Annotated in this window: 27 protein-coding genes and 1 tRNA gene; 15 read left to right on the forward strand and 13 right to left on the reverse strand. The window is 68.5% G+C overall.

Annotated elements, in window-relative coordinates; translation table 11 throughout:
• The first annotated feature begins 3 nt into the window (after positions 1–3).
• On the forward strand, positions 4–552 hold the full coding sequence (locus tag H074_RS13615; RefSeq protein WP_007030628.1) for a DUF3558 family protein: 549 nt from the start codon (positions 4–6) through the stop codon (positions 550–552).
• 12 nt (positions 553–564) lie between these two features.
• Positions 565–2,031 (forward strand): hypothetical protein, encoded by a 1,467-nt coding sequence (locus H074_RS13620; protein WP_007030629.1) that lies wholly within the window; start codon positions 565–567, stop codon positions 2,029–2,031.
• Positions 2,032–2,082: 51 nt separating this feature from the next.
• Here H074_RS13620 and glfT1 read toward each other — a convergent pair whose 3' ends face one another.
• Genes glfT1 through wzm form a run of 3 tightly spaced genes read right to left on the reverse strand, consistent with a single transcriptional unit; the run spans position 2,083 to position 4,769 of the window.
• Positions 2,083–2,991, reverse strand: a complete 909-nt coding sequence (glfT1, locus tag H074_RS13625; RefSeq protein WP_007030630.1) for a galactofuranosyltransferase GlfT1 — start codon at positions 2,989–2,991, stop codon at positions 2,083–2,085.
• Entirely contained in the window at positions 2,988–3,812 is an 825-nt protein-coding gene (gene wzt / locus H074_RS13630) for a galactan export ABC transporter ATP-binding subunit Wzt/RfbE (RefSeq protein ID WP_007030631.1), read from the reverse strand. The genes glfT1 and wzt overlap by 4 nt, the downstream gene beginning before the upstream one ends.
• Positions 3,813–3,815: 3 nt before the next feature.
• The gene (gene wzm / locus H074_RS13635) at positions 3,816–4,769 is read right to left on the reverse strand and encodes a galactan export ABC transporter permease subunit Wzm/RfbD (RefSeq protein ID WP_007030632.1); all 954 of its coding nucleotides are present in this window, start codon (positions 4,767–4,769) and stop codon (positions 3,816–3,818) included.
• 145 nt (positions 4,770–4,914) lie between these two features.
• Here wzm and H074_RS13640 point away from each other — a divergent pair, with 145 nt between their 5' ends.
• From H074_RS13640 to pseI, 4 genes are read left to right on the forward strand one after another with little or no spacing between them, the layout of a single operon-like run.
• Positions 4,915–5,544: a hypothetical protein gene (locus H074_RS13640; protein WP_007030633.1), complete on the forward strand. Its 630-nt coding sequence runs from the start codon at positions 4,915–4,917 to the stop codon at positions 5,542–5,544.
• A gap of 35 nt (positions 5,545–5,579) precedes the next feature.
• The gene (locus tag H074_RS13645; RefSeq protein WP_007030634.1) at positions 5,580–6,014 is read left to right on the forward strand and encodes a hypothetical protein; all 435 of its coding nucleotides are present in this window, start codon (positions 5,580–5,582) and stop codon (positions 6,012–6,014) included.
• Complete coding sequence (locus H074_RS13650) at positions 6,011–6,529, forward strand: GNAT family N-acetyltransferase (protein WP_007030635.1); 519 nt, start codon at positions 6,011–6,013, stop codon at positions 6,527–6,529. The genes H074_RS13645 and H074_RS13650 overlap by 4 nt, the downstream gene beginning before the upstream one ends.
• A 10-nt stretch (positions 6,530–6,539) precedes the next feature.
• Entirely contained in the window at positions 6,540–7,595 is a 1,056-nt protein-coding gene (pseI, locus tag H074_RS13655; protein ID WP_007030636.1) for a pseudaminic acid synthase, read from the forward strand.
• Between the two features lie 88 nt (positions 7,596–7,683).
• On the opposite strand, the gene H074_RS13660 is transcribed toward pseI, so the two are convergent.
• The gene (locus H074_RS13660) at positions 7,684–8,817 is read right to left on the reverse strand and encodes a DegT/DnrJ/EryC1/StrS family aminotransferase (protein ID WP_007030637.1); all 1,134 of its coding nucleotides are present in this window, start codon (positions 8,815–8,817) and stop codon (positions 7,684–7,686) included.
• Positions 8,810–9,793: a UDP-N-acetylglucosamine 4,6-dehydratase (inverting) gene (gene pseB, locus H074_RS13665; protein WP_007030638.1), complete on the reverse strand. Its 984-nt coding sequence runs from the start codon at positions 9,791–9,793 to the stop codon at positions 8,810–8,812. The genes H074_RS13660 and pseB overlap by 8 nt, the downstream gene beginning before the upstream one ends.
• 49 nt (positions 9,794–9,842) lie before the next feature.
• On the opposite strand from pseB, the gene H074_RS13670 reads away from it, so the two are divergent.
• The 3 genes from H074_RS13670 to H074_RS13680 are packed head-to-tail and all read left to right on the forward strand — an operon-like array spanning position 9,843 to position 12,741.
• Positions 9,843–10,589 carry a cytidylyltransferase domain-containing protein gene (locus H074_RS13670; RefSeq protein ID WP_200865773.1) on the forward strand — a complete coding sequence of 249 codons (747 nt, stop codon included), beginning with the start codon at positions 9,843–9,845 and terminating at the stop codon, positions 10,587–10,589.
• Positions 10,586–11,542, forward strand: coding sequence for a hypothetical protein (locus H074_RS13675; protein WP_007030640.1), 957 nt, complete (start codon positions 10,586–10,588; stop codon positions 11,540–11,542). The genes H074_RS13670 and H074_RS13675 overlap by 4 nt, the downstream gene beginning before the upstream one ends.
• Before the next feature lie 38 nt (positions 11,543–11,580).
• The gene (locus H074_RS13680; protein ID WP_039922351.1) at positions 11,581–12,741 is read left to right on the forward strand and encodes an epoxide hydrolase family protein; all 1,161 of its coding nucleotides are present in this window, start codon (positions 11,581–11,583) and stop codon (positions 12,739–12,741) included.
• A 9-nt stretch (positions 12,742–12,750) separates the two neighbouring features.
• On the opposite strand, the gene H074_RS13685 is transcribed toward H074_RS13680, so the two are convergent.
• Complete coding sequence (locus H074_RS13685) at positions 12,751–13,353, reverse strand: bacterial proteasome activator family protein (RefSeq protein ID WP_039922352.1); 603 nt, start codon at positions 13,351–13,353, stop codon at positions 12,751–12,753.
• Between the two features lie 134 nt (positions 13,354–13,487).
• Here H074_RS13685 and H074_RS13690 point away from each other — a divergent pair, with 134 nt between their 5' ends.
• Entirely contained in the window at positions 13,488–14,687 is a 1,200-nt protein-coding gene (locus tag H074_RS13690) for a cysteine desulfurase-like protein (RefSeq protein ID WP_007030643.1), read from the forward strand.
• Here the strand turns inward: H074_RS13690 and H074_RS13695 are convergent.
• Positions 14,684–15,661: an NAD(P)H-quinone oxidoreductase gene (locus H074_RS13695; protein WP_007030644.1), complete on the reverse strand. Its 978-nt coding sequence runs from the start codon at positions 15,659–15,661 to the stop codon at positions 14,684–14,686. The two genes, H074_RS13690 and H074_RS13695, sit on opposite strands and share 4 nt — an antisense overlap.
• A gap of 80 nt (positions 15,662–15,741) precedes the next feature.
• Here H074_RS13695 and H074_RS13700 point away from each other — a divergent pair, with 80 nt between their 5' ends.
• Positions 15,742–17,289 carry a M28 family metallopeptidase gene (locus H074_RS13700; protein ID WP_200865774.1) on the forward strand — a complete coding sequence of 516 codons (1,548 nt, stop codon included), beginning with the start codon at positions 15,742–15,744 and terminating at the stop codon, positions 17,287–17,289.
• Positions 17,290–17,373: 84 nt separating this feature from the next.
• On the opposite strand, the gene ypfJ is transcribed toward H074_RS13700, so the two are convergent.
• Entirely contained in the window at positions 17,374–18,300 is a 927-nt protein-coding gene (gene ypfJ, locus H074_RS13705; protein WP_007030646.1) for a KPN_02809 family neutral zinc metallopeptidase, read from the reverse strand.
• A 538-nt stretch (positions 18,301–18,838) separates the two neighbouring features.
• Here ypfJ and H074_RS13710 point away from each other — a divergent pair.
• Positions 18,839–19,342 (forward strand): MarR family winged helix-turn-helix transcriptional regulator, encoded by a 504-nt coding sequence (locus H074_RS13710; RefSeq protein WP_039922354.1) that lies wholly within the window; start codon positions 18,839–18,841, stop codon positions 19,340–19,342.
• Here the strand turns inward: H074_RS13710 and H074_RS13715 are convergent.
• Positions 19,332–20,474, reverse strand: a complete 1,143-nt coding sequence (locus tag H074_RS13715; protein ID WP_039922537.1) for an RNA polymerase sigma factor — start codon at positions 20,472–20,474, stop codon at positions 19,332–19,334. The two genes, H074_RS13710 and H074_RS13715, sit on opposite strands and share 11 nt — an antisense overlap.
• A gap of 8 nt (positions 20,475–20,482) precedes the next feature.
• Positions 20,483–20,890, reverse strand: coding sequence for a YciI family protein (locus H074_RS13720; RefSeq protein ID WP_007030649.1), 408 nt, complete (start codon positions 20,888–20,890; stop codon positions 20,483–20,485).
• A gap of 122 nt (positions 20,891–21,012) precedes the next feature.
• Here H074_RS13720 and H074_RS13725 point away from each other — a divergent pair, with 122 nt between their 5' ends.
• Positions 21,013–22,791, forward strand: a complete 1,779-nt coding sequence (locus H074_RS13725; RefSeq protein WP_007030650.1) for an RICIN domain-containing protein — start codon at positions 21,013–21,015, stop codon at positions 22,789–22,791.
• 49 nt (positions 22,792–22,840) lie between these two features.
• Here H074_RS13725 and H074_RS13730 read toward each other — a convergent pair.
• The 3 genes from H074_RS13730 to H074_RS13740 form a co-directional block, all read right to left on the reverse strand.
• Positions 22,841–22,929, reverse strand: a tRNA-Ser gene (locus H074_RS13730).
• Positions 22,930–23,008: 79 nt separating this feature from the next.
• Positions 23,009–23,371: a DUF4190 domain-containing protein gene (locus H074_RS13735; protein ID WP_007030651.1), complete on the reverse strand. Its 363-nt coding sequence runs from the start codon at positions 23,369–23,371 to the stop codon at positions 23,009–23,011.
• Between the two features lie 28 nt (positions 23,372–23,399).
• A complete protein-coding gene (locus tag H074_RS13740; RefSeq protein ID WP_007030652.1) occupies positions 23,400–23,687 on the reverse strand; it encodes a DUF2277 domain-containing protein in 288 nt (95 codons plus the stop codon).
• A 113-nt stretch (positions 23,688–23,800) separates the two neighbouring features.
• Here H074_RS13740 and H074_RS13745 point away from each other — a divergent pair, with 113 nt between their 5' ends.
• Together H074_RS13745 and H074_RS13750 are read left to right on the forward strand one after the other, a co-directional pair.
• A complete protein-coding gene (locus H074_RS13745) occupies positions 23,801–24,745 on the forward strand; it encodes an Ldh family oxidoreductase (protein ID WP_152521411.1) in 945 nt (314 codons plus the stop codon).
• A gap of 203 nt (positions 24,746–24,948) precedes the next feature.
• Positions 24,949–25,914, forward strand: coding sequence for a hypothetical protein (locus H074_RS13750; RefSeq protein WP_007030654.1), 966 nt, complete (start codon positions 24,949–24,951; stop codon positions 25,912–25,914).
• Positions 25,915–25,934: the final 20 nt, after the last annotated feature.

Here is a 25,934-nt window from a genome sequence, read left to right on the forward strand (position 1 = left end):
ACGATGAAGAAGCTTTACGTGGTGCCGCTCGCCGCGGCCGCCCTGGTACTGGCCGCGTGCTCCAGCGAAAAGCCGGGAAGCGCCAGCCCCGCGCCGTCGGCTCCTCCGGCGCAGTCGAGCGCTTCCGGTTCCGCACCCACGTCCGGCGGGGACACCGCGTCGATCGACCCGTGTTCACTCGTCAGCGCGACGGACTTGGCGTCCTATGGCACGTTCAAGCCCCCGAAGTCCGAGGAGGCCGGCGGAGCCCGTCTTTGCACGCTGACCAAGGAAGCGGAGGCGTCCTCGGAAGCCCTCTCGGTCGGTGTCGGTGTCCGTGACTCCCAGGGGCTCGACTCGGTGAGCGACTCCGGCAACGGCAAGACCACGGGGAACGTCAACGGGCGGAAGGCGGTACTCGCACCCAGGCCTCCGGGAGGATGCCTGATGGCGCTCGAACTCACCGCGTCGGCGCGGGTCGACGTCCTGATCGCCGCCGATGACACCGAGAAGGCCTGCGGGATCGCCGAGAAGGTCGCCGACATCGTCGAACCGAAGCTTCCGAAGGGCTAAGGGGGAATCAGGATGACCACGAAGACACCGAACCTGAGCGAGCAGCAGGTCTCCGACCTTTCGCCCGCGGCACGGGACGCGTATTTCCAGCAGAAGGCCCAAGAGGGCGTCGACCCCAGTGACGGCTGGCTGTTCGGCGCGGTCAACCAGTTCATCGCCTCTGGGAAGGCGCACCAGCAGTCCCAGGAGGTCGGCGACAAGAACGTCGACCAGCTGACCAGCAACAAGGACGTCCAGTACGTCGAGGGACTGGAGCCGTCGAACGCGGACTACCAGGGCTACGACCACGAGAAGCTCGAACAGTTCGTCAACACGAACCTGAACGTCGAGCAGGTCACCGAGGTCTCCACGGCGTACCACGATCTGCACAAGGCCTTCGACACCTTCTCGAAGACCATGGACAAGGCCGTCACCGCGTCACAGGGCACCTGGGAAGGCGACGCGGCGGGCAACGCGCAGGGCTACTTCAAGAGCCTCAGCAAGTGGTCCGAGGCGAACTCCCAGAACGCGAAGCTCGCCTCCGAAACGATCTACGACCAGGGCACCGCGGCGTCCACCGTGAAGAACACGATGCCCAAACCGATCCCCTTCAGCTGGAAGGAAGAGGTCGGGGGGTGGATGACGTCGAACCCGTTCAACCTGGGCGAGAACATCGACAAGTCCATCCAGAAGCAGAAGGACAGCCAGGAGGCGCACACCGAGGCCGCCTCCGCCATGCACAGCTACGACAAGGCCCTGTACGAGGCCGCGTCGAAGCAGCCGGCGTTCGCCGAGCCACCGAAGTTCGGCGTGGGCGGTGGCAGCGAGGACACCGGTAGGGCCGGTATCTACCAGGTTCCGCCCGACTCGAACACGCCCGGCCCCGGCAACCCCGGCAACACCTACATCCCGCCCGGCAGTGGCGGCGGGGGTAACGGCGGCGGTGGTGGAGGCGGAGGTGGCGGCGGCTACGTCACGCCCAACCTGCCCGGCCCCGGCAGTAGCACGGGATCCGGCAGCATCCCGTCGGGCACGACGCCGTCCGGCTTCCAGAACGGGCCGGCCCCGATCAGCACGCCGGGCCCCAACAACAATACGGCGATGCCGATGAGCCCCATGCCGATGGCGCCCATGATGGGTGGCGGCGGCATGGGCGACTCGGAGTACAACAGCCGAAGCGGCCGTGGCGGCGGCGGAAGCGGGTTCGGCCCCGGTGGCGGCTCGGGCTCCACACCGGGTTCGGGGTCCGCGTCCGGCGCGGCCCGTCCCGGTGGTATCGGCGCCGCCGAAGCGGCGGCAGGTCGCGGTATGGGCGGTCTCGGCGGTGGCGCCGCCGGTCGCGGCGGGCCGGGTATGGGCGGCGGCATGGGTGGCCGCGGTCAGCACGCGGACGGGGACGAGGACACCGAGCACCAGCGTCCGACGTACCTCGTCGAGGGCGACCCGGACGAGGTCTTCGGGACCGACATGCGCACCGCGCCGCCGGTCATCGGCGAATAGACGAACGAAAAGGGGCCCCTCGCGCGAGCGAGGGGCCCCTTTTCGTGGATCTCAGTAGCGGTAGAACTTCTCCTTGCGGCCCTGGCGAACCAGCTTGAGCCACTGCAGGAACGCCTTCGGATCCCGCTTCACACCGACGAAGTACAGCCCGAACCGCACCACTTCGAGCGCGCCGATCTTGCGCATGCCCGGCTGGGACAGCAGGTAGCCGCGGTTGCGATAGGTGTAGTAGCGCTTGACCTCGTTCTCCGGGTCCTGCGCGTGGAACCGGCCGCCCAGCATCGGCTTGAACTCGTCCGAGCCGTCCGGGTGCAGGTACGCGGTCTTGAGCGAGGTGCCGAACGGCAGCCCGGAACGCACCAGGCGCCGGTGCAGTTCGACCTCGTCGCCGCGGAAGAACAGCCGCAGGTCCGGCACGCCGACGACGTCCAAAGTGGACGCGCGGAACAACGCGCCGTTCATCAGCGAGGCGATGCCGGGCAGGAAGTCGACGCCCAGTTCCGACGACGAACGCTTCCAGGTCAGACCGCGCCGCAACGGGAACGCGAGCTTGTCCGGCGCGTCCATGTTGGAAACCACGGGGGAGATCTCGGCCAGATCCCGCTTCTCGGCCTCGTCCAGCAGGATCGCGAGGACGTTCTCGTCGGCGGGACGGCCGTCGTCGTCGGCCAGCCAGATCCAGTCCGCGCCCAGCGAGAGCGCGTGCAGCATGCCGAGCGCGAACCCGCCCGCGCCGCCGAGGTTGCGGTGCGAAGGCAGGTACGTGAACGGAAGCGGGTAGTTCTCGACGATGTCGCGCGCCGACTTGTCCGGCCCGTTGTCGACCACGACGAGGTGGTCGACCGGGCGCGTCTGCGCGGCGATCACCTTGAGCGAGTCCGCGAGCAGTTCCCGCCGATGGCGTGTGACGACGACGCCGACGACGGCGCCTTCGGGCAACTGCCGGGTCTCGCTGGTCATCCTTGACCGCCGTTCGTCGTCGCCACCGGCTCGGGCTCGATACCGAACCGCTCCAGCGTCTCCTTGCTCATGTTCTCGAACGGGTCGCGCCCCTTGTAGCCGGTGAGCACGTCGCGCAGCGAACCGCGCTGCTTGACGTGCCCCTCGTCCATCCAGATGGCGGAGTCGCAGAGCTCGAAGAGGAACTCGTCCGAGTGGCTGGCGAACACCAGGATGCCCGACCGCTTCACCAGCGCTTTCAGCCGGTCCTTCGCCTTGTTGAGGAACGCCGCGTCGACCGCGCCGATGCCCTCGTCGAGGATCAGGATCTCAGGGTCGATCGAGGTGACCACGCCCAAGGCCAGGCGCACCCGCATACCGGTCGAGTACGTCCGCAGCGGCATCTGCAGGTAGTCGCCGAGTTCGGTGAACTCCGCGATGTCGTCGACGCGGGCTTCCATCTGCTTCGCGGTCATCCCGAGGAACAGGCCGCGGATGATGATGTTCTCCAGCCCGGAGATCTCCGGGTCCATCCCGATGCCGAGGTCGAAGACCGGCGCGATCTTGCCGGAGATCTTCGCCGAGCCGCGGGTGGGCTCGTAGATGCCGGACAGCAGCCGCAGCAGTGTCGACTTCCCGGCGCCGTTGTGGCCGACGAGGCCGACGCGGTCGCCTTCCTTCAGCTGGAGCGTCACGTCGTGGAGGGCCTCGATGATCGGCACCTTGGTCTCGGTGCCGATCTTTCCGCCGACCTTGCCCAGCACCTTCTTCTTCATGGAGCGGGTCTTCGCGTCGAAGATGGGGAAGTCGACGTAGGCGTTGTGCACATCAATGCTGACCATCTGTCACACCCAATAAGAGACGCGGGAACGGTAATTGCGCATCGCGACCAGCGCGAGGATCCATCCGATGACGGTGAAGCCGAGCACCACGTACCAGCTGTTGATGCTGACAGCCTGTCCGATCAGCGGTGCGCGCACGATCTGGATGAAGTGGAACAACGGGTTCCCGTGGACGAACGGCAGCGCCCACGAGGAGTCGACCCGCGCGCCACCCGCCATGAGCTGGTCGATCGGCCACACGATCGGCGTCAGGTAGAACAGCAGCTGGATGACCGAACTGATCACCTGCGGGATGTCGCGGTAGCGGGTCGAGATGATGCCCAGTAGCAGGGTGACCCAGCCGGCGTTCAAGGCGAGCATGAAGAAGCCGGGGATCGCGCTGAGGGAGTACCAGCCGATACCGGGGTGGCAGATGCCGGAGAAGCCCTCATTGCAGTTGCCGGTGTTCAGCGAGTACTGGTGGTTGAGAGAGGTGAAGAAGATCGCGATGACGATCACATAGACGATCAGGTTGTGCATCAGCATCAGGGTCTGGCGCCACACCGTCCGCAGCACGTAGACCGACAGCGGCGCCGGGAGCTGTTTGATCAGCCCCTCGTTGGAGATGAAGGTCTCCATGCCCTCGGACAGGCAGCCGCTGATGAAGCCCCAGATGATGAACCCGGTGCTGATGTAGGGCAGGAAAGTCGCCGTCGGCATGTGGAACAACTGCGAGTACAGGAGGCCCAGGCCCAGCGCGATGACACCCTGGCTGATGGTGATCCAGAACGGGCCGATCACCGAGCGGCGATAGCGCTGCTTGATGTCCTGCCAGCCGAGGTGTCCCCACAGCTCTTTGGCGGCGAAACCGGTCTTGATGTCGGCGAACGCGCGCGAGAAGGTCTTGCTGTCCGAAATCGGCGGAACCGAGGTCGGCGCAGCACCGTCGGCGGCGTGAACCGTGCTGGTGGCATGCACGGGAACGAGGGTACCGATGGGGCCGATGATGCCTGGGACGCCCCGCCCCGACCACGGAAAGCTACCGATGGCTTCGCACTCGAACGCGGTGCGTGTGCTGGTATTTTCTGCCCTCATGACTGCTGCACTCGGCGAGGCGAGCCTGATGGTCAATCTGCTCGCCGCTTACGCCGACCGGCCGGAGCCCCGTTCGGTGGCCGTGGTCGGGAATCAGCCGCTTCCGCCGGACCCCCGGCGGGCGAAGGCCATCGACGCCTGTGACCTCGTGATCCGCGTGAACGGCTTCGTCGTGGACGAGCCGGGTGGCCCCGAGACCGTCGGCAGCCGGGTGCACGTGGTCGTGTTCAACCGTGCCGTCCGCGCCACCAAGCATGTCTTCCGTGACTACCGCAAGCGGCTCTACCTGCTGGTCGAGCCGGGCCGGATGCACTGGGAGCCCGAAGACATCCCGGGCTGGTGGCCCGGTGACCTCGGCTTCGTGCCGGTGCCGAACCGCGAGGTCGTCCTGCCGCTTTCGGACGCTCTCGGCCTGCCGAGCCGCGAAGAGGGCCTGTGGTCGACCACCGGGACGCTGGCCGCCTGGATCGCGCGCACGTCGTTCCCGCACGCCAGCCTGGTCCTGTCCGGTTTCTCGTTCATCGACGACCCGGTCCAGACCCACTGGGAGCACGCCGCGGGCGACTCCTGCATCGTCGGACCCGAACACCGGATCGCCGCCGAGGGCAGGCTGCTGGACTCGTGGACGAAGACCGGCGAAACCGAACTCCTGCGCTGAACTCCCAGCCAGCCCACCCCGAGAAGGAACACCCCATGGCAGTGCAGAAACTCCGCAGCGGCGTGATCGGCCGGATCGCCCGGCTCATCGACTTCCGGATCGACGAGCGGCTCCGCGACCTCAACGGGCGCGTCAACGATCTCGAACACGCCACCGCGGACCACCGCCGCCGGCTCGACGGCGCCGAGAGCGGCCTCGAGCACGCGCGTGGCGACCTGCGCTGGACCCGCGCCGAGCTGGACCGCCTGATCCCGAGCGTCGCGGCCCAGGAGGCCCAGCTGGAGGATCTGCGCGAGTCACTGTCGCTGCCGGTGCACGCCGACAAGCCCGAACTGGCCGAGGCGCGCAGCCTGATCCAGGAGATCCAGCGCCAGCACGCTCAGATCCGCGTCCGGCTCGCCGGTATCGCCCGGTACGAGGACCGGCTGCGCCGTCTGGAAGACACCATCACCGTCCCGGCAGGCGAATGACCGGCCTGCTGGTCGAAGCCGGGGAAGACGATCTCGACCGGATCCGGCGGTGGCGCAACCACCCGTCGGTCCGCCGGGTCAGTTTCACCACGCACGAGATCGGTGTCGAGGAACACCGCGCCTGGTTCGATGCGGTCCGCGCGGACCCGAGCCGTCGTGTACTCGTCTACCGGCACGGCGGGGTGCCCGCCGGTGTCGTGCTGTTCAGCGACATCGACCCCGAGGCCGGAAGCGCGGAATGGCACTTCTACCTGGACGTCGAGGGCCTCGGCCGGGAAATCCTCCCCGCCTGGTTGAAGCTGGAGGGTGCCGCCGTCGATCACGGCTTCGACGTACTCGGTCTGAGCCTGCTCGGTGGTGCGACGCTCGCGGACAACCGGCAGGTCCTGCAGCTGCACAAGCGATTCGGCTTCACCGAAACACGCAGGTATGTTCGAGAGATCGACGGTGAGCCGCGCGAGGTCGTCTGGACCGAACTGCGTGCCGCCGACCGCCGGACCAGGAAGAAGAGGTAGTCCCACCCCGATGACCGCCAGCGAGGTACGCATCGGCGCACATGTCCTCTCGACGGCGCATCCGCCGTTCGTGATCGCCGAAATGTCCGGTAACCACAACGGTGACCTCGGCCGGGCATTGGAGATCGTCGACGCGATCGCCGAAACCGGCGCGCAGGCGGTCAAGCTGCAGACCTATCGGCCGGACACGATCACCATCGACGTGGACACCCCGGACTTCCGGATCGGCGACTCGCATTCGCTGTGGGGTGGCGAGAACCTTTACAAGCTCTACGAGCGCGCCCACACCCCGTGGGAATGGCACGAGCCGCTGTTCGAGCGCGCCCGCGCCCACGGCCTCGAGATCTTCTCCAGCCCGTTCGACCCCACCGCGGTCGACCTGCTGGAGTCGCTGGACGCGCCCGCGTACAAGATCGCGTCGTCGGAGATCGTCGACCTGCCGCTGATCGAACTGTGCGCGAAGACCGGCAAACCGCTGATCATCTCGACCGGGATGGCCAGCGTCGCCGAGATCGACGCGGCGGTGCGGACCGCGCGTGAGGCGGGCAACGACCAGATCGTCGTGCTCGGCTGCACCGCCAGTTACCCGGCGTCGCCCGCCGAGAGCAACCTGCGTGGCCTGCCCGTCCTGGCGGGCGTGACCGGGACGCTCGTCGGCCTGTCGGACCACACGCCCGGCATCGGCGCCCCGCTGGCCGCCGTCGCGCTCGGCGCCGTCGCCATCGAGAAGCACGTGACGCTGGCCAGGAACGACGGTGGCGTCGACTCGGAGTTCTCCCTGGAGCCCGCCGAACTGGCCGCGCTGGTCACCGAATCGCACCGCGCGTGGGAGGCGCTGGGCGCCGCGGTGATCGGGCCACGTGAAAGCGAGAAGGAAGGCCTGCGGTTCCGCCGTTCCCTTTACGTCGTCGAGGATGTACGCGCAGGGGATACCGTGACGCGGGAGAACGTCCGCTCGATCCGGCCCGCCGGTGGGTTGGCGCCGGCCGAAATCGTGAACGTGCTCGGCCGTACGTTTTCCTCCGACGTCCCGAAGGGCACTGCGCTCACCTGGGGCCTGATCTAGCGAGGGGCTGAAGGGGACTTTCGCCGCATGCGATGCGACGAAAGCGCCCTTCACCGCGTCTTACGCGGCTTTGGTCCCCTTCAGTCACCTAGCCGAAGAACCCGTGGACCTCGTCGATGACGCGGTTCACGTCGGCGTCGGTCAGCGCCGGGAACAGCGGCAGCGAAAGCTCCTGGCTGTAGTACAGCTCCGCGTTGGGACACATCCCGCGCTGGTATCCGAGATCCTCGAACACCGGGTGCCAGTACGCGGGGATGTAGTTGACCTGAACGCCGATTCCCTTGCTACGCAGGTGATCGAACAGCGCGCGACGGCGTCCTTCGAGGACTCGCAGCGGGTACAGGTGCCACACCGGGTCCGCGCCTTCGCGCACCGCGGGCGTCAGTACGCCGTCCAAAGAGGACAGTGCTGCGGTGTAGCGCGCGTGGATCTCCGCGCGCCGCTTCTTGAACTCGGCGAGCCTGCGCAGCTGGCTGCTTCCCAAGGCGCACAACACATCCGGCAAGCGGTAGTTGAGGCCGAACTCGTGCACCTCCTGATGCCACGCGCCCTCGTCCGGATAACGCTGCGCCGCCTTGTCCCGCACCAGCCCGTGATTGCGGAAGCCTCGGGCGCGACCCAGCAGTTCGTCCGAAGTGGCGACCACCGCGCCGCCTTCGGCCGTGGTGAGGTTCTTGGTCGGGAAGAAGGAGAACGTGGTGAGGTCGGCGAGCGAGCCGACCGGCCTGCCCTGCCAGCTCCCACCGACGGAATGCGCGGCGTCCTCCAGCAGCAAGGCGCCGTTGTCGTGGGCGATGCGGCCGAGTTCGTCCAGTTCCGCCGGGTGGCCGGCGTAGTCCACGGCCGCGACGACCTTGGTCCGCGCGGTGACAGCGGCCGAAGCCGCCGCCGGGTCGAGGTTGCCGGTGTGCGCCTCGACATCGGCGAACACCACCTTGCCGCCGAGCAGCGCGGCCGTCGCGGCGGTGGCGACGAACGTCATCGGCGAGGTGACGACCTCGTCACCAGGGCCGATCCCGGCCGCCGCGTACGCGACGTGCAGCGCTGCCGTTCCCGAGGTGACGGCCACCGCGGGCGTGCCGCCGGTGTGCTCGGCGAGGTCCTCTTCGAAGCGCGTGACGGCGGGGCCGGTGGTCAGCCAGTCGCCGCGCAGCACCTCGGTGACGGCCGCGATGTCCTCGTCCGAAACGGACTGACGGCCGTAGGGCAGGAAGTCACCCATACTGCTCGACCAGGTCGCGCAGCTCGTCCGCGTCGAGCCACAGGTCGTTCGTGTCCGACCGATACGCGAAGTTTTCCGGCACCGCCTTGCCGTCCGACGGCGCCTCGTAACCCCAGCCCGCGATGTGCGGCTGCACGACGTAACGGTCGCTCAGCTGCACGGTCCGGCGGGCGTCGTCGGGGGCGATCATCTCTTCGTGCAGCTTCTCGCCGGGACGGATGCCGACCTCGTGCATCGGCGAACCGGGCGCGATCGCCTGCGCGAGCTCGACCAGCCGCATGCTGGGAATCCGCGGCACGTACAGCTCGCCGCCGTTCATCTGGTCGAAGGAGTCGACCACGAACTGCACGGCCTGCGGGAGCGTGATCCAGAAACGGGTCATCTCCTTGTGCGTGATCGGCAGCGACTCACCCTTGGCCGCGAGCGCGCGGAAGAACGGGATCACACTGCCGCGCGAGCCCATCACGTTGCCGTAGCGGACCACGGAGAACCTGGTCGGATGCGTCGCGGCGTAGTGGTTCGCGCTGATGAACATCCGGTCGGCGCACAGCTTCGTGGCGCCGTAGAGGTTGATCGGGCTGGACGCCTTGTCCGTCGACAGCGCGACGACCTTCTTCACGCCCGTGTCGATCGCGGCTTCGATGACGTTCTGCGAGCCGACGACGTTGGTCTGCACGAATTCGAACGGGTTGTACTCGCCCGTGTCGACCTGCTTGAGTGCGGCGGCGTGCACCACGTAGTCGACTCCGTGCATCGCGCGCTCGAGGCGGCGACGGTCCCGGATGTCGCCGATGAACCAGCGCAGCCTCGGGTCGTTGTCGAACTGCTGCCGGGCTTCGTACTGCTTGAGCTCGTCGCGGGAGAGCACGACCAGCCGTCGCGGGTTCAGCTCGGCCAGTGCGTAGGTGATGAACGCCTTGCCGAACGAACCGGTCCCGCCGGTGAGCAGGATGCTGGAGCCATCCAGCTCGGACATCGTTGACCTCCGCGTTTCGGTGCTGCTGCCGCACGACATCATGTCACCCATGGATCCAGACCCCGGGGCCCACGTGGTCAACGCCGTCATCCAGGCGCGTGCGTCGTCCACCCGGTTACCTGGCAAAGTGCTCCGCCCGCTGGCGGGCCGGAGTGTCCTCGGCTGGGTCGTCCGCGCCGCCGCGGCTTCGCCGGGAATCGACAACGTCGTGGTCGCGACCTCGACGGAGGCTGACGACGACGAGGTGGCCGAAGAGGCCGTCCGGCACGGTGCCCTGGTCGCCAGAGGCCCGCTCGACGACGTCCTCGCGCGCTTCGCGGTGGCTGTCGAGTCGTACCCGGCCGACGCCGTGGTGCGGCTCACCGCGGACTGCCCGCTGCTGGACCCTGAGCTGATCGGGCAACTCGTCACGCTGTGGCGGGCACGGCCGTCGCTGGACTACTTGAGCACGACCCTCGTGCGCACGCTGCCCCGAGGTTTCGACGCGGAACTCGTGCGCGCGGAGGTGCTGGCCGAGCAGGTCGAAACCGCCCGCGGCGCCGATCGGGAGCACGTGACTTCAGGCATCTACTCGCGTCCGGAGAGGTACTCGTGCTCCGGCGTCGTGGTGAGCCCGCCCGCCGACGACCTCCGCGTGACCTTGGACACCGTCGAGGACTGGTCGGTCATCGAAGGCGTCGTGGCGGAGCTGGGGGACCGTGTCGGCGATTGGCGCGAGGTGGTCGCGGTGCTGCGTTCACGGCCCGATCTCGCGACGCTCAACCGGCACGTCGAGCAGAAGAAGGTGGCCAGGTGACGAGGCTGATGCTGCGGGCCGACGCCTCCGGGACAATCGGCGCGGGCCATGTCTCGCGCATGGTCGCCTATGCCGAACGCGCGGTCGCGCGAGGCTGGGAGGTCGTTTTCTCGGGCCAGGTGGACAACGCCGAATGGCTGGCCGCCCGGTTCGGTGAGTTGTCGGTTCCGGTGGTGCCGTCCGTGCCGTTCGACGGCTTCGACGTGGTGGTCGTCGATCACTACGGCCTCGGTGAGCTGCGTGAAGAGGTCAACGCCGCCGGCGCGCTCCTGGTGTCCATCGAGGACGACGTGTTCGGCAGGCGTGCGGCGGACCTCGTCGTCGACTGCGGTTTCGCCCCGGCGCCGAGGCCTGACGACGGCTCCGGCGCTTTGCTCAGGGGCGTGGCTTACGCGCCGATGCGGGACGTCGTCCGGGATGCGCGGGAGAAGCGCCTCGGTCGTGAAGGCGCGGAGCGGCCTCACGTGACCGTGGTGCTCGGCGGTGGGACCGAGTGGGCCGGGACGGTCAGCGCGTTGCTGCACGCCTTGCGCGACACGGAACTGCCGTTCGTCGCCGATGTCCTCGTACGCGGTGAACCCGTTGTGCCGGAAGCGCTGCCAGGACAGGAATTCCGCGTCGCACCACCTGGGCCGGGACTGCTGGATCTGCTCGTGGAGACGGACGTGGCGGTGAGCGCGGCCGGCGTCACGCTGCTGGAACTGTGCTGCCTCGGCGTGCCGACCGGCGTCGTGCAGCTGGTCGACAACCAGGAGACCGGATACCGGGGCGCACTGGACCTCGGGCTGGCGGCAGGGCTGGGGAGCGCGGCGGCGCTGGATGGCGACGCCGTCGAGACGTTGCGGGCCTTGCTGCTGGACGCGGAGACGCAGCGACGGTTTTCGAAGACCGCGGCGTCCGTTGTGGACGGCCGTGGGGTGGACCGCGTGCTGGACCGACTGGAAGCGCTTTAGGAACGCGGTTGTCCTCGATCCTCCCTACCGTCGTCCGCATGACCGACGAAATCACGCCGTTCACGATCGCCGTCCCCCAGCACGACCTCGACGACCTCGCCGCCCGCCTGGCGAACACGCGCTGGCCGGACGAGATCGACGGCGTCGGCTGGGGGCTCGGGACACCGCTCGGGTACCTACAGGAGCTCGCCGAGTACTGGCGGCTCCGCTACGACTGGCGCGCCCACGAGGAACGCCTCAACGGTTTCCCCGGCTTCCTCACGAACATCGATGGCGCGAACGTCCACTTCCTGCACGCGCGGTCACCGGAGCCGGACGCGATCCCGCTTGTGCTCACGCACGGCTGGCCGGGGTCCATTGTGGAATTCCTCGACGTCATCGGACCCCTCTCGGACCCGCGCGCGTACGGCGGCGACCCCGGGGACGCGTTCCACGTCATCGTGCCGTCGCTGCCCGGCTTCGGCTTCTCCGGGCCGACGATCGAGGCGGACTGGGGTTCCGGCCGGACCGCGGACGCCTGGGCGGTGCTGTTGTCGCGGCTCGGGTACGAGCGGTTCGGGCTGCACGGCGGCGACTGGGGCGCGATCGTGTCGCGTGAGGTGGGCGTCCGGTGTCCGGAGCGGGTGATCGGCGCGCATCTGACGATGCTGCCGCACGCGGTACCCCGGAGCGAGGCCGATCTCGCCGGGCTCACCGGCGGCGAACTCGCGCGGGGTGAGGCGGCGCTGGCGCGCGGGCGGGAGTTCCGGACCGGCGAGCTGGGCTACGCGATGATCCAGGCGACCAAACCGCAAACGCTTGCCTACGGGCTCACCGACTCACCGGCCGGGCAGCTCGGCTGGCTGGTGGAGAAGTTCAAGTCCTATTCGGACTCGCGTGACGTCCCGGAAGACGCGATCGATCGTGACGATCTGCTCACCAGCGTGATGCTCTACTGGCTCACCGGCACGGCGAACTCGTCTTCGCGGATCTACGCAGCGCTGGGCCCGGCTTGGGGCGAGGAGCCGCCGGAGTCCACAGTGCCCACCGGGGTGGCCGTGTTCCCGAAGGACACCGGACTCCCGATCCGGCACCTCGCGGAGCGCACCGACAACATCGTGCACTGGTCGACTCCGGACCGAGGAGGTCACTTCCCCGGGCTGGAGGTGCCGGACCTGCTCATCGGCGACCTGCGGACGTTCTTCCGCCCGCTGCGCTGACGCGAGGGGTCAGAGGTACTGGCCCGGCCCGTGCGACTCGCCGCCTGCCCCGTGCCCGCCCAGGGCACCGCCCGCGGAAGGACCAGCAGGGAGCCCGCGCCGCATCTGTTCCAGCTGCACCCGCGCGGCCATCTGCTGCGCGAACAGCGCGGTCTGGATGCCGCTGAACAACCCTTCCAGCCAGCCGACCAGCTGCGCCTGCGCGATCCGCAGCTCGGCATCGGACGGCGTCGAGTTCTCGGTGAACGGGCGCACCAGCCGCTCCAGCTCGTCCTGCAGCTCCGGCGCCAGCGCCTGCTCCAGCTCACGGATCGAGGTCTGGTGGATCTCGCGCACGCGGGTGCGGCTGGCGTCGTCCAGCGGCGCGGCGCGGACCTCCTCCAGCAGCTGTTTGATCATCGTGCCGATGCGCATCACCTTGGCGGGTTCTTCGACGAGATCGCCGAGCGACTCCTCCTGAGGCGTCTCCTCGCCGGAGCCGGGGGAGGCGATACGTGCGGTGCCGACCGGAGTGCCGTCGGGACCGACGACCACCACGTGGGGTGAGGAGTCTCCGCCGCCGTCACCGGGGGTGTTCGATTCACGGGAAGCTGGGTCGGTCATGTGCTCCATCCTGGCCTACGTCGGGTACGAAGCGCAGTGTGGTTTTCGGCTCCGTCTCCGAGCGTAGCGGGAATCGTCGCGCCCCGTGGTCGGGCACCCAACCCCGGGTAAAGCGCCAAACCGCACGTCCGTACGGTGTCCACATGGCGTTCGACGTCGCTCGTATCCGTGGGTTGTTTCCCGCGCTGGGTGACGGCTGGATTCACTTCGACGGCGCCGCCGGAATGCTCGTACCTGAACAGGTCGCTTCGGCCGTATCCACGGCCATGCGCGCTCCGGTGTCCGGGCCGGGTGGAGCGTTTCCGGCCTCCCAGCGTGCGGAAAGCATTGTCACGGCCGCTCGCCGGGCGGTCGCCGACCTGGTCGGCGCCGATCCGGCCGGAGTCGTGCTCGGACCCAACGCGCCCGACCTCATCCGCCGTCTCGTCGACGCGATGGCCGATCGCTGGACGATCGGCGACGAGGTCGTCGTCTCCCGGCTCGACGAGGAGGCCAACCTCGCGCCGTGGCGCCGTGCGGCGAAACGGGTCGGCGCGGTCGTTCGCTGGGGCGAGATCGACATCGAGACCTGCGAGCTGCCCGCCTGGCAATACGAGAGTCTCGTCTCCGCGCGTACCAAGGCCGTCGCGGTCACGCTGGCGTCCGGCTCGGTCGGCACCCGGCCCGACGTCCCGACGGTCATCGAGTTCGCCAAACGCGTCGGCGCGCTGGTCGTCGTCGACGCGACGTACGCGGCGCCGTTCGTGCCGCTCGACCTCAACGCGCTCGGCGCCGACGTGATGGTGGTCTCGGCGCAGGCCTGGGGTGGGCCGTCGGTGGGAGCGCTGGTCTTCCGCGATCCCGAACTGCTCGAACGCCTGCCGTCGGTCTCGCTCGATCCGGCCGCGCGCGGTCCGGCCCGGATGGAACTGGGGCCGCACGCGTACCCGTTGCTGGCCGGGCTGATCGCGTCGATCGACTATCTGGCCGGTTTGGACGACGCCGCGATGGGCTCGCGGCGCGAGAAGCTGGTGACATCGCTGGGTTCGGCGAAGTCGTACCACGCGGGACTTCTGGCGCAGCTGTCCACGGAACTCCGTTCGCTGCGGCACGTCATGGTCATCGGCGACGCCATGCGCAGGATCCCCGCGCTCGCGTTCGCCGTCGCGGGCAAGAAGGCGCCCGAGGTCGCCGAATACCTGGCGTCCCAGGGGCTCTGCGCCTTCGCCGACGACGGCACGAGCGGGGTCTTCGGGTCACTCGGCGCCGCCGAAGTCGGCGGCGCCGTCCGCATCGGACTCGCGCACTACTCGAACGTCTTCGAGGTCAACCAGCTCGTCCGGGTGCTGGAAGAGATCCGCTAGGACTTCGCCGCCAACAAGACCTTGCCGAAAACCGTGCCGTCTTCGAGCGCGCGGTGCGCGGCCGCGGCTTCGGCCATCGGGACGACCTGACCGACGATCGGCTTCACCGAACCCTGCTCCACCAACGGCCACAGCCGCTCGCGGACGTCGGCGACGATCGCCGCCTTCTGCTCCAGCGGCCGCGAACGCAGTCCCGCGCCGTACAGGCTCGCGCGTTTGGTCATCAGCTTGCCGATGTTGAGCTCACCCTTGACGCCGCCCTGCATGCCGATGATCACGAGCCTGCCGTCCATGGCCAGCGCGTCGATGTTGCGGTCGAGGTACTTGGCGCCCATGTTGTCGAGGATGACGTTCGCGCCGCCGGTCTCGGCTCGCAGCACCTCGACGAAATCCTGCTCCTTGTAGTTGATCGCGATGTCGGCGCCGAGCTGGCGGCAGCTCTCCAGCCGCGCTGGCGAGCCCGCGGTCACCGCGACCGTCGCGCCGAGCGCCTTGGCGACCTGGATCGCGTGCGTGCCGATCCCGCCGGCACCGCCGTGGACGAGCAGAACCTCGCCTTCGGACAATTTGCCGTGCATCACCACATTCGCCCAAACCGTGCACGCGACTTCCGGCAGTCCGGCGGCCGCGAGCAATTCGACTTCGGCGGGAAGCGGAAGCAGTTGTCCGGCCGGGACAGCGACCTTTTCCCCGTAGCCGCCACCGGCGAGCAAAGCACAAACTTCGTCGCCGATTCGCCATCCTTCGACGCCTTCGCCGATTTCGGCGACCGTGCCCGAACATTCGAGTCCGAGGATTTCGCTGGCGCCCGGCGGAGGCGGGTAATGACCTTGACGTTGCAGCAGGTCAGCGCGGTTGACGGCGCTCGCGGCGACATCGATGACCACTTCGCCTTCGCCTGCCACGGGATCCGGGACCTTGGTCCATTCGAGAACATCGGGATCGCCGGGCTCACGGATGGTGATCGCGTACATACAAACGACCCTATCCCGGTGTCGTAAAGTCCGCCGAACGTCGGTTGACCTGTGGCGCAAACCACACGAAGGTGACGCTTATGTCATATTCGCGAAGAAGCATTGTTCCCTCGATCGTGGTGGCGGCCACCACCGCGCTCACGGTCGGAATGGCTCCCGCTGCGACGGCCGCGACCGGGCTCGACGGCCCCGCGCTGGCCAAGCAGCTCGTCAACAAGGTCGACGTGAACAACGTCAACCGGCACCTGATCGCTCTGCAGCGGATCTCGGACGCGAACGGTGGCCGTCGCGCCGCCAGCACCGAGGGCCACAAGAAGTCCGCGGAGTATGTCGCCACGAAGCTGGAGCAGGCGGGCTTCACGGTCACGCGGCAGGAGTTCCCGTTCACCTACGCGGAGACCCTCGCGGAGAAGCTGACTGTCGCGGGCGCCGACGTCCCGATCATCATCATGTCCTACAGCCCGTCGACGCCCGTCGGTGGAATCACCGCCCCGCTCGCGGTGGTCCCGGTCGACGACACCAGCGGCTGTGAAGCGGCCGACTACGCCGGCGGGGTCACCGGCAAGATCGCGCTGATCCAGCGCGGTGGCTGCTCCTTCGCGCAGAAGCAGGCGACGGCCGCCGAGGCGGGCGCCATCGGCGCGATCATCTACAACAACGTCCCGGGCCCGGTCAACGGCACGCTGGGCGACCCGGCCGCGGCCAAGATCCCGACCGGCGGCATCACCCAGGCCGACGGCCAGGCGCTCGCCACCAAGGCCGGCTCCTCGGTCACCCTCGACCTGCGCGCCTTCCAGGAGGCGCGGACCAGCTACAACGTCATCGCCGAGACCAAGACCGGTCGCAAGGACAACGTCGTGATGCTCGGCGCCCACCTCGACAGCGTCACCGAGGGCCCCGGCATCAACGACAACGGCACCGGTTCCGCCGCACTGCTGGAGACCGCGCTGCAGCTGGGCAGCAAGCCCAAGGCCAACAACGCCGTCCGCTTCGGCTGGTGGAGCGCCGAGGAGTTCGGGCTCGTCGGCTCGACCCACTACGTCAACTCGCTGAGCTTCGAGCAGCAGCTCGACATCGCGCTGTACCTGAACTACGACATGATCGGCTCGCCGAACGCGGCGTACTTCGCCTACGACGGTGACAACTCCGACGGTGTCGGCGCGGGCGCCGGCCCGTACGGTTCCGCGCAGCTCGAGCAGACCCTCGTGGACTACCTCGAGAAGGGCAAGGGTGTCCCGGTCGAGGGCACGGACTTCACCGGTCGTTCCGACTACGGCCGGTTCATCGCGGTCGGCATCCCGGCCGGTGGCCTGTTCACCGGTGCCGAAGGCGTGAAGACCGCGGCGCAGGCGGCGAAGTGGGGCGGCAGCGCCGACGTTCCTTACGACAAGTGCTATCACCAGGCCTGCGACAACCTCGGCAACGTCGACCGCGTCGCGCTCGACCGCAACTCCGACACCGTCGCCTGGGCGCTGGGTGTGTACGCGACCAGCACCGCGAACATCAACGGTGTGTCGGGTAGCTCGGCCACGAAGACGAAGGCCCTTCGCGCGACCGAGCGGTCCCAGCAGCGGAGCCTGACGGCTTCCGTCCAGGCTGACGACCACCACGGCGCTGTCGCCGCGTAGTAGCTCCCTCAAGTGCAATGAAGGGGCCTTTCATCGCAAAATTTGCGATGAAAGGCCCCTTCATTGCGTCTCTGGGGGAAGGACTCAGCCCAGGCTGTTGGTCGCGAAGGTGTCGCATCGCGCCGGTTCGCCGGTCTGGAAGCCGGTGGTGAACCACTTCTTCCGCTGCGCCGAAGTGCCGTGGCTGAACTTCGACTCGTCGACCCGGCCGCCGCCGAGTTTCGACTGGATGTAGTCGTCGCCGATCCGCGAAGCGGTGTCCAGCGCGGAGTTGACGTCCTCCTGGCTGATCTCGCTGATCAGCGGCCGCCCGGTCTCGGTCGGGGTGGTCGTGGCGTGGTTCGCCCAGACGCCGGCGTAGCAGTCGGCCTGCAGTTCGAGCCGCACCGAACCCGACGTCGGCCCGCTCCCGGTGCCCTTTTTCGACACTCCGGTGAGGTTCTGCACGTGGTGGCCGTATTCGTGGGCCAGCACGTACGCCTCCGCGAACGGCCCGCCCTGGGCGCCGAACCGGGTGCGGAGTTCGTTGAAGAAACCGAGGTCGATGTAGACCTCGGAGTCGCCGGGGCAGTAGAACGGCCCGACGTCCGAAGTCGCGTTGCCGCAGGCCGTGTTCACGCCGCCGTTGAAGAAGTTGGTGACGGCCTTGCGATAGGTCGACCCGGACCGCTGGAACTCCTGCCCCCAGTAATCCTGGATCGAGTTGATGATGGCGACGATCGCGCAGTCGTGGTTCCGGTTCGCGTCCGCGCCGGTCTTGCACTCCTGGGAGAGCGACGTGTTGTCCATCTGCTGCCCGGAGCCCACGCCGCCCAGGCCGCCGAGCCCGCCCGAGGACGGGTTCAGGCTCACGCCGCCGAACTGGGAGATGAGGAAGTAGATGACGAGGCCGACCACACTGAGCCCGCCGCCGCCGAGTGCCACCCGGCCGCCGATACCGCCGCCTCCACCGCCGCCGCGCAGGTCCTCGACTTCGGAGGTGTCCAGGCCCGCGCCTTCGTCGAATCGCACGGGGAAAGCGTAGCCGGAAGGTCCCGGATATGCCTGGGTGCGGCCACTTCGAGTGGCCGCACCCAGGACTACCGAGGTTGTCTTGTTCTGATCGCCGGTTGGCCGCGATCACCGGGCCGGCGCCGGGCACTGCCGAGGCGGTCGAAGAGGCCGCGAACCCGAAACAGGACGGAGTGACGCCGAATGCGCGAGAATTGTCGAGCGCATCTTGGAGATGCCCGCGCTCGTCGCTGTTCACAGTCGCGACCGACCCGGTCCATTCCGTTCCGGTCGCGGGACACAGCAGGCGGTCAACCGCGAGAATCACCCGCCATACCACCACCTGACCCTTCCCGGCTGGGGAGCAGGTCCGGCGACCCTTCGTCGGTTCGCCTGTTACTTGCCCGACCATCCGATGACAAGCAGAATGCGCCTTTTCGCGTCGAGTCTCAACCTTTTCGTAACCCTCCTTCGGGCGAATGTGGCGCCGGATTTTTCAAGGGCCGAAAAGTGGCCGGTGGGTCTGCGCCTTGTGCGATCAACGCTCTACTCTGCGTGGATGGCGGTGGAGCAGAAGGAAGTGCGCTGGCTGTCCGCGTCCGAGATGGTCGCTTGGCGCTCGTACATCGTCGCCACCATGCGGCTGCGACAGCGCCTGCATCGCGAACTCTCCGAGCGTCACGACGTCACCCTCGCCGACTACGAGGTCCTGGTCTGCCTTTCGCTCCAGCCCGACAGGCGGATGCGGATGACGGAGCTGGCGAGCATGCTCGGCTCGACCAAGAGCAGGCTTTCGCACCAGATGGTCCGGCTGGAGGCCGAGGGCCTCATCCGCCGCACCCGGGACCCGGCGGACAAACGCGGCGTCGTCGCGGAGATGACCGGAAGCGGCACGGAACTGCTGGAGAGGGCCGCGCCGACGCACGTCGAGGGTGTCCGGGAGCATCTGATCGACCTGCTGAGTCCCGAAGAGCAGCAGGTGCTGGGGCAGGCTTTCGGACGCGTGCTGGATCATCTGTCGGAGATCGACGGCCTCCCGCGCCTGCCGCCGATCACTTCTTGAGGGCGTTGATCCGCGCTGCTTGACGCGTCAGGTGGGCGCGCTCGGCCAGGTTGGCCGCTTTCCCCGCCGCCTCGCTGTACAGCCGTGCCGCTGTCACCAGGTCGCCGTCGCGCTCATGGAGGTACGCCGCCACCGCCGCGTACCTCGGCAGTGAATCGTCGAGTTCCGCGAGCGCGGCGAGCCCCGCGCGCGGTCCGTCCGCCTCGCCGACGGCCACCGCGCGGTTGAGCCGGACGACCGGGCTGCCGGTCAGTCGCGCGAGCTCGTCGTACCACTCGACGATCTGCGCCCAGTCGGTCTCCTCGGCGGTGGGCGCGTCCGCGTGGAGCGCCGCGATGGCGGCCTGCGCCTGGAACTCGCCCAGCCTGTCGCGGGCCAGTGCCGCTTGCAGGATCTCGACGCCCTCGGCGATCAGGCGCGTGTCCCATTTCCCCCGGTCCTGCTCGGCGAGCGGCACCAGGTCGCCGCCGGACACCGTCCTGGCGGCGCGCCGGGCGTGGTGGAGCAGCATGAGGGCGAGCAGCCCCGCGACCTCGGGGTGGTCGATCGAGGCCGAGAGCCGCCGGGTGAGCCGGATCGCTTCGGCGGCGAGGTCGACGTCGCCGGAGTAGCCCTCGTTGAACACCAGGTAGAGCACGCGGAGCACGGTGGCGACGTCGCCCGCCTGGTCGAAACGCACTCCGGAGACGGTGCGCTTGGCCCGGCTGATGCGCTGCGCCATGGTCGCCTCGGGCACCAGGTACGCCTGGGCGATCTGGCGGGTGGTCAGTCCCCCGACGGCGCGCAGCGTGAGCGCGACCGCCGAAGACGGCGTCAGCGACGGGTGGGCGCACAGGAAGTAGAGCTGCAGCGTGTCGTCCACCGCGGGGGTGGGCCCGGGGGTGGGCTCGTCGTCGACGAGATCCTCGCGACGGCGCCGGGCGGCGTCCGACCGGGCCATGTCGAGGAACTTGCGCCAGGCGACGGTGACGAGCCAGCCTTTCGGGTCCTTCGGCCGGTCGCCGGGCCAGACGCGGACAGCCTCGATCAGCGCTTCCTGCACGGCGTCCTCGGCCGCCGCGAAGTCGGCTCCGCGGCGGACGAGGATCCCGAGGACGTTCGGCGTGAGGCTCCGGAGCAGGGCCTCGTCCAGCTCGGTGTTCACTCCGTGATGACGAGCGGCTCGCCCCACATCGGACGCAGTTCGAGCCACTCGTGGATCGGCTTCCCGCCCGCTCCCGGAGCGGCCGACAGCTCGCCCGCCAGTTCGAGCGCTCGTTCGTAGCTGTCGACGTCGATCACCATGAAGCCGGCGATGAGGTCCTTGGTCTCGGCGAACGGTCCGTCCGTGACCGGCGGCTTGCCCTCGCCGTCGTACCGGACGAAGGTGCCTTCGGGGGCGAGAGCCCGCTCTTCGACGAACTCGCCGGTCTCGACGAGCCGGGCCGCGAAGTCCCTCATGTACTTCACGTGCGCCGTGATCTCGTCCGGGGCCCATTGGTCCATCGGCACGTCGTTGACCGCCGCCGGAGCGCCGCGATAGTGCTTGAGCAGCAGGTATTTGGGCATGACGGAAGAGTAATGGCAGTCTGCCGGTCGTTCTGCCTGGTGGTCTATACATCCGACCTCTAGCTTCCTTGGTGCGATCAGATCGAGAAGTGCGTATTCCTCCATCGCGAAAGGAAGAGCCCTTGTCCAAGGCGAAACGGCGATCCGCCGGCCTGCTCGTGACCGTCGGCCTCATCTGTGGCCTGCTTGCAGGGGAGACCGCGGGGGCCGCGGCATCTGATGAATCCGCCACCCAGGATCACAGCCGTCCGTTGCCGCCCGGCGCGACCCCGGTGGCCCCGCTCGCTCCCGCCGTCGCTCAGGCGCAGATCGCCGCCAACCCGGTGATCTGCGAGGGCGACGGGGTTTCCGGCAAACGCGTCGAGCTGGTCTACGTCCGTGAGGCCGGTCAGCCCGACCGGTACGCGACCGTCGTGCCGTCCCTGCGCGCCTACGCGTCCGGGATCGACGACTCGTTCAACGACAGCGCCGCGGCGACCGGCGGCAGCAGGCATCTCCGCTATGTGACGACCGCGGGAGCGGGTTGCCAGGTCGCCGTCGCGAACCTCGTGGTGCCCGACGGCACGTACCAGTCCGGCGCGATCCGCGACCGCGCCATCCAGGCCGGCTTTTACCACGCCGACCGCGACTACATGCTGTTCTCCGACAACCCGCACACCTGTGCCGGCACGTGGGGCGACAGCGACGACCAGCCCGGCCCCGCCAACGCCTTCAACAACGGTCGGCACTACACGGAGATCGCCGTCCCCTGCTGGGGTGTCAACGCCGCCGCCCACGAACTGGGCCACATGCTCGGCGCGGTCCTGCCGGGTGCCCCGCACTACCAGGGCGGCGGGCACTGCTCCCAGGAATGGGACCTGATGTGTTACGGCGACACCCAGTCCTTCGACTGCACGGAACGCGATTTCGACCGGCTGCTGGACTGCGGCCACGACGACTACTTCAGCACGAACCCCACCCCCGGCAGCTGGCTCGCCACCCACTGGAACGTGGCCAACAGCGCGTTCCTGATCAAGAAGGACACCCCCGACAACGACGACGGCCACGCCCAAGGTGGGAAGACCTACGTCATCACGGGCGCGAACGGCAACGCCATCGATGTCGTGGGTTCGTCGACCGGCGGCCTCGCCAACCTCAGCCAGCGGCCGCGGAACGACTCCCTGAGCCAGAAGTGGATCCTGGGGTACAACACCGGTCTTCAGCTCGTCAACGCCAACAGCCAGCTGTGCGCCGACAGCGCCCAGAGCGGGACGGCGCCCGGCACGCAGATCCTCCAGTACAACTGCAACGGCCAGAACGGCATGCGGTGGGCGTTCCAGCCGCTCGGCAACGGCCGCGTGGCGATCTTCAACTACCTGACGGGTTACGCGGTCACTGACGGCGGCGCGTACCCGGCCCCGCTGGTCCAGCAGCCCTACACCGGAGCGGCCAACCAGCAGTGGACCCTGAACCCCGTCGCCGACCCCGGCCCGAAGGCGGGCGTGAAGTACTACCTGGCCGTCGCCACCAACGGCAACAGCGCGGCGGTGGTCGACGGCTCTTCGTCGGCCGGCGCGAAGATCACCAACGTGGCCAGGCAGAACGACAACGGCCAGAAGTGGAGGCTCACCGACGCGGGCGGCGGGTACTGGAAGATCTCCAACGAGCGGAGCGGTCAGTGCCTGCGGCCGGTCTCCGGCAGCACCGCGGAAGGCGCGCAGCTCGAACAGACGCACTGCGGTTCGGCCACCAATCAGCAGTGGAAGCTGCTCCAGAGTGCCGACATGCGCTACGGGCTGGTGAACCGGGCGAGCAACCTGGCGGTGCGGCAGGTCAACAACGGCACGGCTTCGCTCCTGGAACAGCGGCCCTTCCTGGGCGGCCGTAGCGATGAGACCGTCTGGGCCCTGGTGCCCGCGTGACACGAAGCGCCCCAGGTTCGCGAACCTGGGGCGCTTTCGTTTTCAAGACTGGCGGTAGCGGTGGGATTCGAACCCACGGAGGACAGAGCCCTCGCATGTTTTCAAGACATGTTCCTTCGGCCGCTCGGACACGCTACCGCTGTCGAGGGTATCTGACGGGCATCGGCCGGAACGCTCTGGATCACGCATGGACGCGCGGCGCCTCCTTCGAGGGTGCCTAGTCGAAGTCCCAGTCGGTCATGATCCCGATGAAGATGAAGAAGGCCAAGAGCAGGACGACGATCGCGACGCCGACGTAGCCGATGATGATCGCCGCGAGCGCCATCCCCTGACCGCCCGCTTCCCCGCGTTTGGCCTTGGAGTGCGCGATGTGCCCCATGATGACGCCCGCGATCGACGGCAGCCCGCTGCAGGCGACCAGGCTGGCGATCGACACGACCATCGCCGCGATCGCGAGACCCTGTTCCTGCGGCGGTTGCGGCGGGCCGTACCCGTAACCCGGTTGCTGGTACGGCTGCCCGTACGGAGGTTGCTGACCGTAGGGCTGCTGCTGACCGTAGGGGTCCTGCGGGTATGTCACCGGCTCACCGTAACCGCCGGAGCTTGGTTCAGGACGCCTGACTCTTCGCGGCCTTCGCCGCGATTCGCGCCTGGACCTCGGGACGGCGCAACGGCGGCACCGTCGTCGGCGGCTGACGACGTGCGGGCAATTCGGTCAGCAGCCGCCGGGTGATCTCGGTGATCTCGGCGACGGCGGCCTCGAACGGCTCGCGGGTGGCGTCGGACAGGCTCTGCACCCCGGACACCTTGCGGACGTACTGGCGGGCGGCGGCCTCGATCTCGTCCGGCGTCGCCGCCGGCTCCAGGCCTCGAAGCGTGGTGATGTTCCGGCACATGCCCCGATGGTACGTCCGCCCACCGACGCTTCCGGGCGCTTCGATCACACAGTCGGTTAGAAGCTGCCCCGGTTCGTTGACGCCGAAAAACGCGTTTGGGCACCCTCGACGGAGTGCCCCTCAGACCCCGTTCTCTTCGCCGTGCGCCCGTCGAGCCGATCCCCGAACCGGCCGAGCCCTCCCCGATTCCGGAACAGGTCTGGCAGCGCGTCCCGATCGACGCACTGATCGACCTGGTCACCGAGATTTTCACCGCGCACGACCTGCCGTGGTCGCGTGCCAGGATGGCCGCCGAGGCGTTGTGCCACGGCGATCTCACCGGAACGCCGGAATCCGGCGTCGCCGAACTGACCCGGCTGCATCTGCCGATGCTGGTCGACGGCATGGTGCGGCCGAGGGCCGAACCGCTGATGATCGCCGACCGCGGCGCCGCCGCCCTGATCGACTACCGCCGCGCGCCGGGGCTGTGGGCCGTCGGCGACGCGATGGACCGGGCGGTGTCCCGGGCGGGCCGGTACGGCGTCGGGCTCATGTCGGTCCGCGGCGTCGGGCCGTTCGGCCGCGCCGGGCACCATGCCGCGAGGGCCTTGCCGCACACCATGATCGGGCTCGTCATGGCGGCGGGCGGGGAGCACGGGACGGCCGCGAACCCGCTCGGCATGGCCGCCCCCGCCGGCGCGTACCCCGAGTTCGTTCTCGACCTGGACACCCTGGCGGACGTCGACAGCGCCGCCATCGCCGGATTCGCCCTGCTGGTGGAGATCTTCGCCGGGGTGCTGTCGGGTGTCGGCGACCACGATCACGACACCGGCCTGATGGTGATGGCCATCGCGCCGACGACGCTGCGCAGCGCCGACGGTTTCTACAAGGCCGCCAGCGCGTTGTTCGGCAGCCTGCTCGGCTGGGAGGGCGGCACCCCGGTCCGCTATCCGGGCTGGCGCGAAGCGCAGTACCTCGAACAGTGCCAAGCGCTGGGTGTCCCGCTGAACGAGCCGGTGCACCGCGAACTCGAAGACCTCGCGAAGGCGCTCAGGCTGCCGGGCTTCGCTGATCGGTGACGTGATCCATACGCGCGAATGCCATGCCGGCAACGGGCGGGAATCACGAACATTTCCCGATTCCCTCGCCTGTTGGGCTGACCGGGTGATCCTGTCGTCCGCTCGTCAACGATATTCGACCTAACGGCGATTATGCGGTCCCTCTCGGTGTGTCCTCTCTGGTTTGATTGCTGGTTCGAGGAGACGGTGCCAGAGGGGGAAGTATGGCGGCCGACTACACCGGCCTGCTTGATGAATTGCGAGCTCTGCGCAAAGGGAGGGGGGTCTTCTCCGCTGAGATCACTCAGCGGATAGGCCCCACCCTGCGCGAGCTTTGCCGCATCCAGCCGGACGACCAGGCGCCGGAGATCAGAGAGAAGCTCCTGCGGCATCTCAGTGACGTGGCGGCCTCCTTGCCCGCTGACCTGCGAGTGGCCGCCTCGGCAGCGGTCGCCCTCCATCCCGCTGCTCGACACCGGTTCCTGACCGGGCGGATCACCTGGCTCGCCCAGCGGATCGGACGAGACGAGCGAACCGTCCGTCGCCGGATGGACGACGGCATCGCCCAACTCGCGGAGGTGGCGGCCCGTTGTCTCAGCGCACCGCCTCCGCCGCCGGATAACGATCAGAGCGACTTCCACGTCGAGCAGTTCAGCGCGGTCCTGATACTGGACCGTGGCGCACCGGAGGCGCTGGAGAGGCGCACGATCGTCGCCGAGCGCGACGACCTCGACCAGATCGTCGTCGCGCTCAGCCTGCCGACGGTGTCCGCCGCCGAGAACAGAGACCGGGATCTGGCGGCGGAAGTCCTTTACGGCGGGACGCTCCTTCGCCGAAGGCGCCCGGTCGGCAGCCGTTTCGAGTTCGTTCTCACGCTGCCGAGGCCACTCCGAGCGGGGGAACGCCACGAGTACGGGATGAGGTACCGGATTCCCGAAGGACAGGCGATGCGTGAGCACTACGTGTACACGTCGCCCCGGCGGTGCGGCCTCTTCGATCTCCGGGTTCGGTTCGGACTCGTCGATCAACCCCTGCGGATCTGGCGAGTCGAAGAGGTATTCCATCGAGACCTCGACGAGGAGGCCCCGACGGGTGACATCTTGCTGCCCGACAAGGCGGGCGAGCTCCGCGTCGTGTTCCGCGACCTGTTGCCTGGGTTCGGGTACGGCGTCCAATGGACGATGCCGTGAACCATGGTCCGACGTGGCGG

This window comes from Amycolatopsis decaplanina DSM 44594, assembly GCF_000342005.1.
GTDB classification, from domain to species: Bacteria; Actinomycetota; Actinomycetes; order Mycobacteriales; family Pseudonocardiaceae; genus Amycolatopsis; species Amycolatopsis decaplanina.

What these genes read in the sequence shown, in the direction of transcription:
- H074_RS13615 (WP_007030628.1), top strand. Translation starts at nt 4, where the DNA reads ATGAAGAAGCTTTACGTGGTGCCGCTCGCCGCGGCCGCCCTGGTACTG.
- H074_RS13620 (WP_007030629.1), top strand. Translation starts at nt 565, where the DNA reads ATGACCACGAAGACACCGAACCTGAGCGAGCAGCAGGTCTCCGACCTT.
- glfT1 (WP_007030630.1), bottom strand. Translation starts at nt 2,991, where the DNA reads ATGACCAGCGAGACCCGGCAGTTGCCCGAAGGCGCCGTCGTCGGCGTC.
- wzt (WP_007030631.1), bottom strand. Translation starts at nt 3,812, where the DNA reads ATGGTCAGCATTGATGTGCACAACGCCTACGTCGACTTCCCCATCTTC.
- H074_RS13640 (WP_007030633.1), top strand. Translation starts at nt 4,915, where the DNA reads ATGGTCAATCTGCTCGCCGCTTACGCCGACCGGCCGGAGCCCCGTTCG.
- H074_RS13645 (WP_007030634.1), top strand. Translation starts at nt 5,580, where the DNA reads ATGGCAGTGCAGAAACTCCGCAGCGGCGTGATCGGCCGGATCGCCCGG.
- H074_RS13650 (WP_007030635.1), top strand. Translation starts at nt 6,011, where the DNA reads ATGACCGGCCTGCTGGTCGAAGCCGGGGAAGACGATCTCGACCGGATC.
- pseI (WP_007030636.1), top strand. Translation starts at nt 6,540, where the DNA reads ATGACCGCCAGCGAGGTACGCATCGGCGCACATGTCCTCTCGACGGCG.
- H074_RS13660 (WP_007030637.1), bottom strand. Translation starts at nt 8,817, where the DNA reads ATGGGTGACTTCCTGCCCTACGGCCGTCAGTCCGTTTCGGACGAGGAC.
- pseB (WP_007030638.1), bottom strand. Translation starts at nt 9,793, where the DNA reads ATGTCCGAGCTGGATGGCTCCAGCATCCTGCTCACCGGCGGGACCGGT.
- H074_RS13670 (WP_200865773.1), top strand. Translation starts at nt 9,843, where the DNA reads ATGGATCCAGACCCCGGGGCCCACGTGGTCAACGCCGTCATCCAGGCG.
- H074_RS13680 (WP_039922351.1), top strand. Translation starts at nt 11,581, where the DNA reads ATGACCGACGAAATCACGCCGTTCACGATCGCCGTCCCCCAGCACGAC.
- H074_RS13685 (WP_039922352.1), bottom strand. Translation starts at nt 13,353, where the DNA reads ATGGAGCACATGACCGACCCAGCTTCCCGTGAATCGAACACCCCCGGT.
- H074_RS13690 (WP_007030643.1), top strand. Translation starts at nt 13,488, where the DNA reads ATGGCGTTCGACGTCGCTCGTATCCGTGGGTTGTTTCCCGCGCTGGGT.
- H074_RS13695 (WP_007030644.1), bottom strand. Translation starts at nt 15,661, where the DNA reads ATGTACGCGATCACCATCCGTGAGCCCGGCGATCCCGATGTTCTCGAA.
- H074_RS13700 (WP_200865774.1), top strand. Translation starts at nt 15,742, where the DNA reads ATGTCATATTCGCGAAGAAGCATTGTTCCCTCGATCGTGGTGGCGGCC.
- H074_RS13710 (WP_039922354.1), top strand. Translation starts at nt 18,839, where the DNA reads ATGGCGGTGGAGCAGAAGGAAGTGCGCTGGCTGTCCGCGTCCGAGATG.
- H074_RS13720 (WP_007030649.1), bottom strand. Translation starts at nt 20,890, where the DNA reads ATGCCCAAATACCTGCTGCTCAAGCACTATCGCGGCGCTCCGGCGGCG.
- H074_RS13740 (WP_007030652.1), bottom strand. Translation starts at nt 23,687, where the DNA reads ATGTGCCGGAACATCACCACGCTTCGAGGCCTGGAGCCGGCGGCGACG.
- H074_RS13750 (WP_007030654.1), top strand. Translation starts at nt 24,949, where the DNA reads ATGGCGGCCGACTACACCGGCCTGCTTGATGAATTGCGAGCTCTGCGC.